The 14,360-nt window shown below is 66.1% G+C and carries 14 protein-coding genes and 1 pseudogene; 1 reads left to right on the top strand and 14 read right to left on the bottom strand.

Going from position 1 to position 14,360, the window contains the following annotated elements; genetic code table 11:
• Nucleotides 1–4: 4 nt before the first annotated feature.
• The 5 genes from E3T39_RS07060 to E3T39_RS07040 form a co-directional block, all read right to left on the bottom strand.
• The gene (locus E3T39_RS07060; RefSeq protein WP_134514024.1) at nt 5–1,087 is read right to left on the bottom strand and encodes a prephenate dehydrogenase; all 1,083 of its coding nucleotides are present in this window, start codon (nt 1,085–1,087) and stop codon (nt 5–7) included.
• Nucleotides 1,088–1,111: 24 nt separating this feature from the next.
• A complete protein-coding gene (locus E3T39_RS07055; protein ID WP_241979591.1) occupies nt 1,112–1,861 on the bottom strand; it encodes a pseudouridine synthase in 750 nt (249 codons plus the stop codon).
• 86 nt (nt 1,862–1,947) lie between these two features.
• Nucleotides 1,948–2,607, bottom strand: a complete 660-nt coding sequence (gene scpB, locus E3T39_RS07050) for an SMC-Scp complex subunit ScpB (RefSeq protein WP_134514022.1) — start codon at nt 2,605–2,607, stop codon at nt 1,948–1,950.
• A complete protein-coding gene (locus E3T39_RS07045) occupies nt 2,597–3,421 on the bottom strand; it encodes a segregation and condensation protein A (protein WP_134514021.1) in 825 nt (274 codons plus the stop codon). The genes scpB and E3T39_RS07045 overlap by 11 nt, the downstream gene beginning before the upstream one ends.
• Nucleotides 3,405–4,322 (bottom strand): ParA family protein, encoded by a 918-nt coding sequence (locus tag E3T39_RS07040; protein WP_134514172.1) that lies wholly within the window; start codon nt 4,320–4,322, stop codon nt 3,405–3,407. The genes E3T39_RS07045 and E3T39_RS07040 overlap by 17 nt, the downstream gene beginning before the upstream one ends.
• A gap of 274 nt (nt 4,323–4,596) precedes the next feature.
• On the opposite strand from E3T39_RS07040, the gene E3T39_RS07035 reads away from it, so the two are divergent.
• Nucleotides 4,597–5,049, top strand: a complete 453-nt coding sequence (locus E3T39_RS07035; RefSeq protein WP_134514020.1) for a CHRD domain-containing protein — start codon at nt 4,597–4,599, stop codon at nt 5,047–5,049.
• 11 nt (nt 5,050–5,060) lie between these two features.
• Here the strand turns inward: E3T39_RS07035 and xerD are convergent, their stop codons facing one another.
• The 9 genes and pseudogenes from xerD to E3T39_RS06995 form a co-directional block, all read right to left on the bottom strand.
• Nucleotides 5,061–5,996: a site-specific tyrosine recombinase XerD gene (gene xerD, locus E3T39_RS07030; protein WP_134514019.1), complete on the bottom strand. Its 936-nt coding sequence runs from the start codon at nt 5,994–5,996 to the stop codon at nt 5,061–5,063.
• Between the two features lie 2 nt (nt 5,997–5,998).
• The gene (locus E3T39_RS07025) at nt 5,999–6,649 is read right to left on the bottom strand and encodes an NUDIX domain-containing protein (protein ID WP_134514018.1); all 651 of its coding nucleotides are present in this window, start codon (nt 6,647–6,649) and stop codon (nt 5,999–6,001) included.
• Nucleotides 6,642–8,339, bottom strand: coding sequence for a CTP synthase (locus E3T39_RS07020; protein ID WP_241979569.1), 1,698 nt, complete (start codon nt 8,337–8,339; stop codon nt 6,642–6,644). Before E3T39_RS07020 ends, E3T39_RS07025 begins: the two co-directional genes overlap by 8 nt.
• 33 nt (nt 8,340–8,372) lie before the next feature.
• Nucleotides 8,373–10,085: a DNA repair protein RecN gene (gene recN, locus E3T39_RS07015; RefSeq protein WP_134514017.1), complete on the bottom strand. Its 1,713-nt coding sequence runs from the start codon at nt 10,083–10,085 to the stop codon at nt 8,373–8,375.
• Nucleotides 10,082–11,002 (bottom strand): NAD kinase, encoded by a 921-nt coding sequence (locus E3T39_RS07010; RefSeq protein ID WP_134514016.1) that lies wholly within the window; start codon nt 11,000–11,002, stop codon nt 10,082–10,084. Before E3T39_RS07010 ends, recN begins: the two co-directional genes overlap by 4 nt.
• Nucleotides 11,003–11,006: 4 nt before the next feature.
• A complete protein-coding gene (locus tag E3T39_RS07005) occupies nt 11,007–11,807 on the bottom strand; it encodes a TlyA family RNA methyltransferase (RefSeq protein ID WP_134514170.1) in 801 nt (266 codons plus the stop codon).
• A gap of 107 nt (nt 11,808–11,914) precedes the next feature.
• A complete protein-coding gene (locus tag E3T39_RS16145; RefSeq protein ID WP_166784074.1) occupies nt 11,915–12,085 on the bottom strand; it encodes a hypothetical protein in 171 nt (56 codons plus the stop codon).
• A gap of 10 nt (nt 12,086–12,095) precedes the next feature.
• Entirely contained in the window at nt 12,096–13,124 is a 1,029-nt protein-coding gene (locus E3T39_RS07000) for an HAD-IIA family hydrolase (RefSeq protein ID WP_134514015.1), read from the bottom strand.
• Nucleotides 13,102–14,360 (bottom strand): annotated as a pseudogene (locus E3T39_RS06995) (primosomal protein); the annotation flags it as partial. The pseudogene E3T39_RS06995 and the gene E3T39_RS07000, both read right to left, overlap by 23 nt.

Here is a 14,360-nt window from a genome sequence, read left to right as displayed (position 1 = left end):
TAGGTTAACCAGCAATCCGCCAGCCGCGCGCGGCCAGCTCTTCGGCGAGGCGAGCGACGGCGCCGGGCAGGACAGAGATTTCGGCGAGACCGATCTGGGCGCCCGGCGAGTGTTCCAAGCGTAAGTCTTCGAGGTTAACATCGAGTTCTCCGATGTCGTTAAGCAGGCGAGCGATCTGGCCGGGCTGGTCGTTGACCATGACGACCATCGAGGAGAACCGGCGGTCCTGCCCGTGTTTACCGGGCAAACGGGCCACCCCGGCGTTTCCGCCGGCGAGTTCTTCGGCGACCTGGCGCTGAGATCCGGGCGCGGCCGGATCTTCGAGGGCGTCGATGAACCGGTCGAGGTCATCACGGTAGGCCAGCAGCACATCACGCACCGGGCCGGCGTTAGCGCCGAGAATCTGCACCCACAGATCGGGGTCGCTCGCGGCGACCCGGGTCACGTCGCGCAGGCCCTGGCCGGCCAGGTTGAGCGAAGAATGTGCCGCTCCGGTAAGGCGGCGGGCCATCAGACTGGAAATGACCTGCGGCACGTGCGAAACCAACGCAACGCCGAGGTCGTGCTCTTCCGGCGTCATCTCGACCAGGATCGCGCCGAGGTCGAGGATGAGGTCGTCGAGCGCACCGGCCTGCTGGTAACTGATCGCGTCGTGCGCGGCCACAACCCAGGGGCGGCCGATGAACAGATCAGCGCGGCCGGAGAGGGGGCCGCCCTTCTCCCGACCGGCGAGCGGATGCGACCCGATGTAACGGCTGATATCGGCTCCGCGCTCGCGCAGCTCGGCGAGCGGCGCGAGCTTGACACTCGCGACATCCGTCACGATCGCGCCCGGGTAAGCCTCGAGCTCGCGGGCGACGATTTCGGCGGTGACATCGGGGGGCACGCACACCACGATCAGTTGCGGTTGGTCGCCCGGCTGCGCGGCGCGGCCGGCGCCATAGTCGATGGCGATGCGCAGGTTGGTCGGGGACGCGTCGGCAAGAATCGTCTCGATCTTGCGACCCCGCAAGCCGAGGCCCACGCTGGTTCCGAGCAGGCCGACGCCGACGATGCGCACCGGGCCGACGAGGCGGCTTTCAGCCATGGTTATGTCCTCCCGTCGCTGTCGTTAGTTCGCGTCAGGGCGCGCGCTCGGCGCCTGACGGGACACGGTGAGCAGCTGGCCGAGTTCTTCGCGGGTGAGTTCACGCACGGCACCCTGCTGCAGGGTGCCGAGGTTCAACGGTCCGAATTGGCGACGCACGAGGTCGACCACGGGATGACCGACGGCGTCGAGCATCCGTCGCACGATACGGTTGCGGCCGGAATGCAGGGTGAGCTCGACCATGCTGTGCCCACCGCCGGGAGGGCTCGTGAGGATGCGGGCCTTGTCGGCGTGGATGGGGCCGTCGTCGAGCTCGATGCCGCTTTGCAGCTGACCGATGGTCTGCGGCGAGACACGGCCCTCGACCTTGGCGATATAGGTCTTGGAGACGCCGAAGGACGGATGCGCGAGCACGTGCGCGAGGTCACCGTCGTTGGTAAGAATGAGCAGGCCGCTGGTCTGGGCGTCGAGCCGGCCCACGTTGAACAGACGTTCGTCGAACTGGTCGGTAAATTCGCGCAGGTCGGGTCGTCCGCTTTCGTCCTGCATCGAGGAGACGACGCCGACCGGCTTGTTGAGCATGAGGTAGCGACGGGTGGTGTCGAGCTGCACCGCCACATTGTCGACGGCGACCTGGTCGGTCTCAGGATGCACGCGGCGGCCGAGCTCGGTGACGACCTTGCCGTTCACGCGCACGCGGCCCGAGGTGATCAGGTCTTCGGAGACGCGGCGGCTGGCGACTCCGGCCGAGGCGAGCACCTTCTGCAGCCGCACACCGTCGGCTGCTGCCTCTGGATTGAAGTTGGGGTCGCGGGGCGCACCGTCATTGGTCGGATTGGCGCTGGGCGTGTTGTCCTGGGTCAAAGTAGATCCTCGAATCCGTCGGTGCCGCCGTCGAGTAACGGCGATAGGTGGGGTAACTCGTCAAGCGAGTTGATTCCGAGCTGGGTGAGCAGCAAGTCTGTGGTGGCGTAGTTGATCGCGCCGGTTTCACTGTCGGTGAAGGCCTCGGTGATGAGGCCGCGACCGAGCAGGGTGCGCACGACGGAGTCGACACTGACGGCGCGAATGCTCGCGACCTGCCCACGATTGATCGGCTGCTTGTACGCAATCACGGCGAGGGTTTCGAGCGCTGCCTGGCTGAGCCGGCTGGGATTCTGGGTCAGCACAAAGTCGGTCACGAGCTCGTCGTGCGTGGCGCGCACGTACATGCGCCAGCCGCCGGCCACCTCGCGCAATTCAAAACCGCGGCGCACCGTCGACGTACCGTCCGGTGCCTTAACGCCATCGAAATCGGCGACCAGGCGGGCAACGGCTTGCGCCACCTCCGTGATCGGCCGCCCCACTGCGGTCGCGAGGTGCACCAGGCCCTGGGGCTCGTCGGCGATCATGAAGACGGCTTCGAGCTGGCGGTCGAGGGCGTGGGATTGGTGCGAAACGGATGCTGCGGCATCCGTTTGCCCGGTGCGCGACCGGGCGTCCGCGGCCTGGTTTGCATTATTTCTGAACTCAGTTGTCATAGTCAGCTCCGAGCGAAGCGAGATTTTCGTCGGACCACTCGCGCCCGTCGAGCGACCGGCCGCTCAAGCGCAGGATGAGCTCGCCGAGGGGCTCGATTTGGTCAAAAGAAAGGGCACCATGGCGATACAGCTCGAGCACCGCGAGAAAGCGGGCGATGATGACACCCTTCAGGTCAACGCCAGCGATGAGCGCCCGGAACGAGACCGGCTCCCCCGGCTGCAGCATGGCGACGACGTAGGCGGCCTGCTCGCGGATACTGACCAGCGGCGCGTGCAGGTGCTCCAAGCCCACAACGGGCAGCTCGCGTGGTGCAAGGGCTACGGCGGCCAGCGCGGCAAAGTCGGCGAGCGAGAGCGTCCAGACCAGCTCTGGGGTCTTCTGACGGTACTTCTCCTCGAGCCGCACCGACCGCACGTGACGGTGGGTCTCGATGTCGAGCTGGCCGGTGAACCAGGTCGCGGCTTCTTTGAAGGCGCGGTACTGCAGCAGGCGAGCGAACAGCAGGTCACGTGCTTCGAGCAGGGCCACGTCTTCGGCATCAACCAGTTCACCCTGTGGCAGCAGGCCGGCCACCTTGAGATCGAGAAGCGTCGCGGCAACGACCAGAAATTCGGTTGCCTGGTCAAGTTCCTCGGCCGCGTCGAGGCCGCGCAGGTACGAGATGAACTCGTCGGTCACCTGGCTGAGCGAAATCTCGGTGATGTCGAGTTCGTGCCGGGTGATGAGTTTCAACAGCAGGTCGAACGGGCCCTCGAAGTTGCCGAGGGCGACCGAAAACGCGGGCTTCTCGGCCGCGCTAGGCGACTGCGCCACGGTGGATCAGTTCGCGGGCCACCTGCAGGTAGGCTTTGGCAGCAGCGTGCTCGGGCGCGAAGTCGGTGATGGGCACCCCGGCCACGCTCGCGTCGGGAAATTTCACGGTGCGGCCGATGACGGTCTCCAGCACGCTGTGGCCGAAGGCGTCGACGACGCGCTCGAGCACCTCGCGGGAGTGCAGGGTGCGGGAGTCGTACATGGTGGCGAGAATGCCGTCGAGTTCGATGGCGGGGTTGAGCCGGTCGCGCACCTTATCGATGGTCTCGATGAGCAGCGCGACGCCGCGCAGCGCGAAGAATTCGCACTCGAGCGGAATCAGCACGCCGTGGCTGGCGGTAAGCGCGTTCACCGTGAGGATGCCGAGCGACGGCTGGCAGTCGATGAGGATGACGTCGTAGTCGCCCGAGACCTTGCGCAGCACCCGCGCCAGGATCTGCTCGCGGGCGACCTCGTTGACCAGGTGCACCTCGGCGGCGGACAAATCGATGTTGGCCGGGATGACGTCGAGTCCCTCGACCGAAGTCGGCTGGATTGCGTCTCTCGGGTCGACCTTGCCATCGAGCAGCAGGTCGTAGATGGTGGTGACGTCGTGGGTGGGCACGCCGAGACCGGCTGAGAGTGCGCCCTGCGGGTCGAAGTCGACGGCGAGCACGCGACGGCCGTAGCTGGCCAAAGCTGCGCCGAGGTTGATGGTCGTCGTGGTCTTACCGACGCCACCTTTTTGGTTGCAGAGGGAGATGATGCGAGCGGGACCGTGGCTCTTCAGCGGCACCGGTTCGGTGAATTCGTGTTTTTCACGTCCCGTCGGACCTACCGGAGCGTCGTCGAAACCGGGTAGCGAAATTCGCTCGCTCAACTTACGCGTCACTGGCCCGTCCTTGATTTGTCCTGCACCCATCACTTGGTCGATTGTAGCGAGTGCAACGGCTGGTCGCCGCAAGGATCGCCGCGTAGCCCCGTCTCGGCGACTCAGCCGGCAGCATCCGTCGCCGTTGTGGCTGGAGCGCACCCGCGACTATTTGAGCGATACGTTTCGAGACGCGAACCCGCCGAGGCTGCTTTTCACGGTGATGTTTCCCGGGCACCGCCGGGACACGACCACGCGTTGCGCACCGCGCTAACCGCGGGTAGCGTGACGGCACTGAGAACTTTCATCGACCAGAGGACGAATCATGAGCACGAAGAAATTTGGCGGTCTGCAGGCACTCGCGATCGTGGCGGCCGTGGCGGCTCTGACCGCGGCCAACACCGGTGTCGCCGTGGCCAGACCGGATGGCGGACCCGCGATCCCGCTGAACAACGGTCAGGAAACGACTGGGGCAGACACTGGGGCGAGTGGTTCCTTTAGCTATTCCATCAGCGGTGACCAACTGTGCTACACCATGACGGCGCGAAACCTGTCGGTGCCTGCTGTGGCGGGCCACGTACACCTGGCGCCCCGTACGGTCGCCGGCCCGGTCGTCATCCCCCTTATTGTCGGCTCCGGCACCAGCTGGACGGTGCAGAGTTGCGCGACCGCCGACCCCGCCCTGCTCCAGGCCATCAGCGCCAACCCCCGCGCTTACTACATCAACGTGCACACACCCACGTTCCCTGGCGGCGAAATTCGCGGCCAACTGAAGTAGCCCCGAGGTGGCTACCGCGCCCGCGGGTGGGCCGTCGTGTACATGTCACGCAGGGTGTCGATGGTGACCAGGGTGTAGATCTGGGTGGTGGCGACCGAGGAATGACCGAGAAGTTCCTGCACGACACGCACGTCGGCGCCGCCGGCGAGCAGGTGCGTCGCAAACGAGTGTCGCAGGGTGTGCGGCGACACTGGCACCGTGAGCCCGGCGCGCTCGGCGGCGGCGCGAATGATCAGCCAGGCGTTCTGTCGGCTGACCCGTTGTCCGCGCAGGCCGAGGAACAGGGCCGGCGTCGAGCGTCCGCGCGCCGACAGCATCGGCCGGGCCCGCACGAGGTAGTCCGAGACGGCGGCGCGCGCGAAGCTGCCGACCGGCACGATGCGCTGTTTGTCGCCCTTTCCGGTGAGGCGCACCGAGTCAAACACCTCCACGAGCACATCATCGACGTTGAGGTTGACCACCTCGCTCACCCGGGCGCCGGTGGCGTAGAGCAGTTCGAGCAGGGCCTTATCGCGCAGCCGCTGAACGTCGTCGCCGTCGGTCGCCGCCAGCAGCGCGCTGACCTGTTCGATCGAAATCGCCTTGGGTAGGCGCAGGGCGAGTTTGGGGGGTTTGGTGTCGTGCGCGACATCGGCTTCGACGAGGCCCTCATCGAGCAGAAAGCGGTGGAATCCGCGCACGGTCGAGAGGACACGGGCGATCGACGCCGCCGTCAGCGGGGCTTCCGCGCGCAGGCCGAGATGCTGCACAAACGATGAGATGTGACGCCGAGTGACCGACCGCAGGTCGGTGATCGGTCTGGGTGGATCGTCTGGAGAATCAACCGCCAGCCACGCCGTGTACAGCCCGAGATCGCGGCGGTAGGCCGCGACGGTGTTCACGGCGAGGCCGCGTTCGACCGCCACGTGCCGCAGGTAGGAGTCCACCGCCGTCCCGACGGTCGTCATGCTCAGACCGTGATGTGCAGGCCGGGCGACTGAGTGCTGCGCGGATGGCGCGGCCACGGCGAATCCGCGGGTGCAAGCGCGCTCCAGCCGCGTGACCGAGCCACCTGGGCGGCCAGAATGCCCACGATCATAATCGGGTTGGAGACGCGCCTGGCCATCACTGCGTCGACGCACTCGTCGAGCGATACCCAGCGCGTTTCGATATCGGCTTCTTCGTGGGTGCGTTCGAATGCGGCGATCGCCGAGACTCCCCGCGCGAGGTAAACCCGAATGGCTTCGTTGCTGCCACCCGGCGAGGTATAGAACTCGGTCAGCAGCGCCCACTCGGTGGCGACGACATCCGCTTCTTCAGCCAGCTCGCGCTGGGCGCCGACGACGGCGTTCTCACCGGCAATATCCAGCAGCCCGGCCGGCAGTTCCCAGCCGCGCAGGCCGGTCGGGTGCCGGTACTGCTTGATCAAGAGCACGCGGTCCTGTTCGTCGAGGGCCAGCACAGCGACCGCGCCGGGGTGATCGATGTACTCGCGGGTGATGCTCGCGGCATTGTAAGCGAACGAGTCGCGGCGCACGTTCCAGATGGCGCCGTCAAAGACGACCTCGCTCGCGGTTACCTGAACCGGTACAACGTCATCCTGCAGCAGATCTTCAGGCACTGAGCTCTTCTTTCACCTCGAACAAGCGGCTGGCCTCCTGGCGGTCGAGCGCGGCCTTGATCAGACCGCGAAACAACGGATGGGCGTGGTTCGGCCGTGACCGCAGCTCCGGGTGGGCCTGGGTTCCAACGTAGAACGGGTGCTCCTCGCGCTTGAGCTCGACGTACTCGACCAGGTGGCGGTCGGGGCTGGTGCCGGAGAACCACAGGCCGGCCAGGGCGATCTGGTCGCGGAAAGCGTTGTTGACCTCATAGCGGTGGCGGTGACGTTCGGAGGCCTCATTGGCGCCGTACAGTTCGGCGACAAGAGAGCCTTCGGCGAGGGTGGCCGGGTAGAGGCCGAGGCGCATGGTTCCGCCGAGGTCTCCGCCGGCGATGATCTCGACCTGCTCTTCCATGGTCGCGATGACCGGAAATTCGGTTTCCGGATCGAATTCGCTCGAGGATGCTCCGGGCAGGCTGGCCTTGTTCCGGGCGTATTCGATGACCATGCACTGCAAACCGAGGCACAGGCCGAGCACAGGGATGCCGTTCTCGCGGGCGAATTTGAGGGCGCCGAGCTTGCCCTCGATTCCGCGAATTCCGAACCCACCGGGTACACAAATGCCGTCGAGTTCACCAAGCAGCCGGGCAGCTCCCTCGTCGGTTTCGCAATCGTCCGAGCCGATCCAGACGATTTTGACCTTGCTCTGGTTGGCGAAGCCGCCGGCTCGCAGCGCCTCGGTGACCGAGAGGTAGGCATCCGGCAGGTCGATGTACTTGCCGACCAGGCCGATGGTGACCTCGTGCTTGGGGTGGCGCACGGCTTCGAGCAGGTTCTCCCAGCCGGTCCAGTCGACCGTGTCCGCGGTGAGGCCGAGGGCGGTGACGATGTACTTGTCGAGGCCCTGGTCGTGCAGCATGGTCGGGATCTCGTAGATCGAGGCGACGTCGACGGCGTTCACGACAGCGTCTTCGTCGACGTCGCACATGAGCGCGATTTTGCGCTTGTTCGACTCGGACACCGGCCGGTCGCTGCGCAGCACGAGGGCGTCGGGCTGGATTCCGATCGAGCGCAGAGTGGCGACGGAGTGCTGGGTGGGCTTGGTCTTTTGCTCGCCGGCTGCGCCGAGGAACGGCACGAGCGACACGTGCACGAAGAAGACGTTGCCGCGGCCGAGTTCGTGGCGCACCTGGCGGGCGGCCTCGAGGAACGGCTGGCTCTCGATGTCTCCGACCGTGCCGCCGACCTCGGTGATGATGACGTCGGGGCGCACCTCATCGCTGGCCTGCAGGCGCATGCGACGCTTGATCTCGTCGGTGATGTGGGGAATAACCTGAACGGTGTCGCCGAGGTACTCGCCGCGACGTTCCTTGGCAATGACCTGCGAGTAAATCTGCCCGGTCGTCACGTTGGCCGACTGGCCGAGGTTGATGTCGAGAAAGCGTTCGTAGTGCCCGATGTCGAGGTCGGTTTCGGCGCCGTCGTCGGTGACGAAGACCTCGCCGTGCTGGAACGGGTTCATCGTTCCCGGGTCGACGTTGAGATAGGGGTCGAGCTTCTGCATGACGACTCGCAGGCCGCGTGCCGTGAGTAGATTACCGAGACTGGCCGCCGTCAAGCCCTTACCGAGCGAGGAAACCACGCCCCCGGTCACGAAGATGTGCTTGGTCGTGCCGTCTGATCTGTCCGTAAGTATATTTTCCACCACGGGCTTCAATGCTATCACCAGAAAATTTGTCGCTTACTTTTTAGGGGGACGAGAGTTGGGCTGTGCAAGGTCGAGAAGTTCCCTGGCATGTTCGAGACCGCTCTTCGAGTCGGGCAGGCCAGAAAGCAAGCGGGCCATTTCAGCAGCACGGTCGTCGCCGCGAAGCTGGCGCACGCTCGAGGCAGTGACGGATCCATCGCTGTCTTTGACGACGCTGAGGTGGTTACCGGCAAACGCTGCGACCTGGGCGAGATGGGTGACCACGATAACCTGGGCGGTTTCGGCCAGTCGCGCGAGTCTGCGGCCAATTTCGATCGCGGCGGCTCCGCCCACACCGGCATCGATCTCGTCAAAGACAAAGGTGGGAACCGGGTCGGTCGCGTTGATGACGACCTCGATGGCGAGCATCACCCGAGAAAGTTCGCCGCCGGATGCCCCGCGCGCCAGGGCTCTTGGCTCGGCGCCAGCGTGCGGCTGTAAGAGCAGGCGCACGAGGTCGATACCAGTGACGGTGAACTCCGGGCCTGCTTCAATTTGCACGAGCAGCACGGCGTCCGGCATCGCCAGCGCGCCGAGTTCGGCGGTCACCCGAACACCGAGTTGCACCGCGGCCGCCAGGCGTAACGCCGTGAGGGCAGCGGCGAGATCGGTGACGAGCTCTTGGTCGGCATCCGCTTCGGCGCTGAGCTGCTCGATGCGGTCAGAGTCGGAATCGAGCTCGAGCAGGCGGGCGCTGCCGGTGTCGAGGAACCCAATGGCTTCCTCGAGGCCGCCCGGGTACTTGCGGGCGAGAATGCCGAGTTCGGCCCGCCGCTCCTGCACGATTTCGAGTTCGCGGGCACCATCGGCATCGAGGCCGGCGAGGTAGCTCGAGAGTTCGGCAGCGATGTCGGCAACGACGAAACCCGCGTTGGAGATGGCGGCGACGAGCGGCGGCAGGGCCACGTCGTGGGCGGCGACCCGGTCGAGGGCGCGCCTGGCGGCTTCGAGCAGGGCCACGACGTCTGGCACGTCATCGGGGTTGTCTTCGGCGGAGATGAGCTGGCGGGCCTGCTCTCCGGCCAGGCGTAGTTCTTCGAGGTTGCCGAGGCGTTCGGCGCGTTCACCCAACTCGGCGTCCTCGCCGGGTTGTGGGGCAACCGTTTCAATCTCGGTCAGCGCGCTGCGCAGTTCGTCGGCCTCGCGGGCTCGCAGGTCTCGTTCGGTGACGAGCCGGTCGAGATCGACCTGGTTGGCCTGCCAGCGGTGGAAGGCATGCTGGTAGTCGCCGAGCACGGCGGCGAGTTCGGGTCCGGCGAAACGGTCGAGGGCGTCACGCTGGGCGGCGGCGGAGCGCAGACGCACCTGGTCACTCTGGCCGTGCACGACAACGAGGTCGTTGCGTAGATCACCGAGCACGCTCGCCGGAGCTCCGCGTCCCCCGACCATCGCGCGGCTGCGTCCCTCGCTCGAGACGGAGCGTCCGAGGATGAGTTCGGGTCCGTCGAGGTCTCCCCCGGCGTCACGCACCCGGTCGGCGACCGCGCTGGCGGGGTCGATCACCCAACGCCCCTGCACGAAACTCTGCGGCTGGCCCTGGCGCACGGTGCCAGCATCCGCTCGATCGCCGAGCAGGAGTCCGAGCGCGGTGACCACCATGGTCTTGCCGGCGCCGGTTTCCCCGGTCACGGCGGTGAAACCGGGGCCGAGCGGCAGCGTCGCCTCGGCGATGACGCCGAGGTCGCGAATAAACAGCTCGTCGATCACTCGCGGCCGACCGGGCCGCGCCAGCCGGTGACCGGCAGGTTGAACTTGTTGACCAGTCGGTCGGTGAAGGGGCCGATGTGCAGGCGGGCCAATCGCACCGGAACGCCCGAGCGGCGCACGATCACACGGGCGCCGGTTGGCAGGTCCTGAGTACGACGACCATCGGCGCAGAGCACTGCACGGGCGCCGGTGCGGGACAGCACCTCGACAGCCAGTGACGAGTCCGGACCGACCACGAGTGGCCTCGCAAACAGTGCGTGCGCGCTGAGCGGAACCAGCAGCAGCGCTTCGACGCCGGGCCAGACAATGGGGCCGCCGGCCGAGAACGAGTACGCGGTCGAGCCGGTCGGGGTAGAGAGTACGACACCGTCGCAGCCAAACGACGAAAGCGGGCGTCCATCAACCTCGACGACGACCTCGATCATGCGTTCGCGACTGGCTTTCTCAACGGTGACCTCGTTCAACGCCCAGGTCTCGTAGACGACCTCGTCGGCCACCTTGACCCGCACCGACAGGGCGAGTCGTTCTTCGACCTCATAGTCGCCCTTGAGGGCGCGGCGCACGGCCTCGCCGAGGTCGTCCCGCTCACTCTCGGCGAGAAAACCGACGTGACCGAGATTGATTCCGAGCAGCGGGGCCGAGCAACCACGCACGAGTTCGGCCGAACGCAGAATGGTGCCGTCTCCGCCGAGCACGATGACAAGCTCAAGCTCGGAAGTTTGCACCGTCTCACCGAGAATCGCGATATGACCATTCAACTCCGGACAGGCGGCCAGAAGGTCAGCACGTTCATCGCTGGCGAGCACCGGCACGGTCCCGGAGGCCAGAAGCTGCTTACACACCGTCGAGGCGGCTTCGACAGAGTCGGCGCGGCCGGTGTGGGCGACGATAAGAAAGTACCGCGGGGTCTCGCTCACTTCGTCACGCCCCCACCATGGTTTCGATCCGGTCCATCCATTCTGTCGGATTTGTGCCGGTCGTGGCGTTCATCCAGCACAGGTACTCGTGATTTCCGGCCGCCCCGATGATGGGCGAGGCGATGACTCCGCAGGTTTTCAGGCCGAGGTCCCAGCCGGCCCAGAGTACACCGGCCACGGAGTCGCTTCGGAGGCCCTTGTCGTGCACGATGCCCTCACGAATACCACCGCGGCCTACCTCGAACTGCGGTTTGATCAAAAGCACGAAGTCGGCGCCCGGTGCGGCCGTGGCTACGAGGGCCGGCAAGACGGTGGTGAGTGAGATGAACGACAGGTCGGCCACGACGAGGTCGGGTCTGGTGTCGATTCCGGATGCTCCGGCGAGGGTTTCCGGGGTGGCATAGCGGATGTTGTACCCCTCGACCAGCTTCAGCCGCGGCTCGGTCTGCAGTTGCGCGGCAAGCTGGCCGTGGCCGACATCGGCAGCAATGACCTGAGCGGCGCCACGTTCGAGCAGTACCTGGCTGAAACCGCCGGTACTCGCCCCAGCGTCGAGCGCCGTACGGCCGGTGACGCTGAGGTTGAAGGCATCGAGCGCGGCGTTGAGTTTGTGGGCGCCCCGGCTGACGTAGTGGTCGGTCGCGGCCACCTCGAGAACGGCGTCCGCTGAGACTTTGGTGCTGGCCTTCACGACCGGGACACCGTTCACCGTGACGAGGCCGTCGGCGATGAGTTTGGCCGCTGCGGTGCGGGAGCGAACCAGCCCACGATCGGCCAGGGCGGCGTCGAGACGGGAGTCGGGCATCCGTTCTGGAAGCCCGTCAAGCGGGTCGGCGTCGTTCAGTTCAGAATCAGCGTGGTACTCAGGCATGGGTGTGTCTGTTTCATGGTCGTGGGGGGTATCAGCGCCGGTCATGCCCGGCCTGCCGCGTCAATATCAGCGTCCTCGAGCTGTTCGCGCAGCTGCTCATGCAGCGCTTTGAACGCTTCGGCGCGCATCTCGAGCGGCCGGGTCTCGATGTCGGCCAGCTGCGGCGCGAGATCAAGCGATTCTTCTTCGGGCATGACAGGCTCGGGGTTCACACTGTCTAGGCTACTGCGCGAGATACAGTCGCTCCGGAACGTTGAGCCCGTAGATCGCGCGCCCGGATCGGTAGATCGCGGCGCACGCGGCGCGCAGCAGGTTGATTCCGCCGTCGCCCTCTTTGACGATTTGCACGTCGTTGCCGTTGATGCGCACGCTCGCTCCATTCACCGTGGCGGTCGAGCCGTCCTTGGAGAACACAGTCTCCGGGTACGGCTCGTGCAACTGTTGCAGGTTTTCGATGATGAACGTCGGCCGGGAGTCTTTGTCGGCGGCGAGGGCCTGTTTGGCCCGGTCGATGCCGGTGAGCACAAGCACGGCGGGGATTCCGGCCCGATTGGCGCCCAGAATATCCGTGTCGAGTCGGTCACCGATGAAGAGCGCATTCTGCGCGCTGAAGCGCCGCGTGGCCTCCAGAAAGATAGCCGCTTCGGGTTTCCCAGCTACGAGTGGAAGTCGACCGACGGCGGCATGCACGGCGGAAACGAGCGTGCCGTTGCCGGGGGCGATACCGCGGGCGACCGGAATGGTCCAGTCGGTGTTGGTGGCGATCCACGGAATGCCCGTGCCGACACCGTCGGCGTTGAGCGCGAAAGCCGCCTCGGCGAGGTGCACCCAGCCGAGCTCTGGCGCGAAGCCCTGAATCACGGCGGCGGGCTTGTCGTCGGCCGACCGAGTGACGACGAATCCGGCCTTGAGAACCTCGTCGACGAGCCCGTCACCACCAATGACGAGGATGCTCGCGCCGGGTTCCACCTGCTCGGCCAGTAGCCGCACAGCCGCCTGGGGCGACGTGACAACATCCGCTGCCGCCACGCTCAACCCGAGCTGGGTGAGGTGGTCGGCAACCGACTGGTCGGTGCGCGCGGCGTTATTGGTGATGTAGCCCACGCGGATGGTCTCGGCGGCACGGTTCAGGCTCTCGACGGCGAGGGGAATCGCCGCCGGGCCGGCGTACACCACACCGTCAAGGTCTGCCAGAAGTACGTCTACACCGGCCAGCGGCGTCGCCGACTCAGGCTTTCGGCGATGCAGCATCCGGCTCCGTTTCATCGTCTTGCGTAGCGGTTGCCGCGGTGTCGGCCTCGGCGTCGGTCACGTTGATCTCAACGTCGGCCTCTGCGTCTGCGGTGTCCATAGTTTCGGTAACGGCGTCATCAGCATCGTCGTCATCCCCGGCGTCAGCGGCGAAGTACGCGAGGGCAGCATCGTCATCCTCTTCCATTTCTTCGATTTCGATGGTTTCGTCATCGTCACCGGAGGCTCCGAGGGCAGCATCGGCGCGCGAAGCGCGTTCGAGCCACTCATCGGCCTCGCTCTCCCTGCCGAGTTCGGTCAACACCTCTGCGTAGGCGGCAAACAGTTCGGGGCTGTAAGAGAAGGCCGTGTTGGGATTAAGCTGCGGAATTTCGAGCTCGACGAGTGCGGCATCTGTTTCACCGAGGTCGAGGCGTGCGCCAGACATGGCGATGGCCAGGCCCACCTGGACGGATGGGGACAGTGTGGCGCGGTCAACCGAACGGCCCAGCTCGAGGGCACGGTCGGGACGGCCGACGCCGCGTTCGCTGTCGACCATAAGGGGGAGCTGATCGTTCAAGCCCGAGATGCGACGGTAGGTGCGCAGTTCGCGCAAGGCCAGAGCGAAGTCACCCGTGGCGTAGGCGGTAATCGCCAGGCTTTCGCGCACCACACCGATGCGCCCAGCCCGGCGGGCAGCACTCATCACGTGTAGGTGGGCGAGCTGGGGGTTCTCGTCGATGACGCGAGCAGCCATGGCTAGGTGGCGTCCGACGGTTTCGGCATTCTCCTTGGTCAGGGTCTTGAGCTCGTTGCGGGCAATGCGGTCCAGGTCGTTAGCCGACACGTCGTCGGGAAGTTCCGGGTCGTCGTGGCGCGGCCGCACCGAACGCAGCTCACGCTGCATGCGCTGCTCCTCGGTCATCTCCTCTTCGACGACGCGGGCATCGCGGTCGTTACGGGCCGGGGCGCCGTCGCGGGTCCACAATTTCTTGCCGGCATCCACGCGCGGGGCGCCGGCACGGTTCGGCGAACCGCCGCGCTGGGTCCACGGCTTGCTGTCGTTGTCGGAGCGCGGTCGATCGCTGCTGGGCCGATCGCTGCGCTCGGGACGTGCGCCATCCTTAGCCCACGGCTTGCGTTCCCCGCCCTGCGCTGGACGATCGGAGTTACCCCGGTACGGGGGACGCTCACCCTGCGAAGGACGATCAGAGTTACCCCGGTACGGAGCGCGGTCATTACCACCGGAAGGACGAT

The sequence above is a fragment of the Cryobacterium suzukii genome, from assembly GCF_004403185.1.
Lineage (GTDB): Bacteria > Actinomycetota > Actinomycetes > Actinomycetales > Microbacteriaceae > Cryobacterium > Cryobacterium suzukii.
Note: the sequence above shows the minus strand (reverse complement) of the source record. Positions and strands in the feature narration are given on the sequence as shown.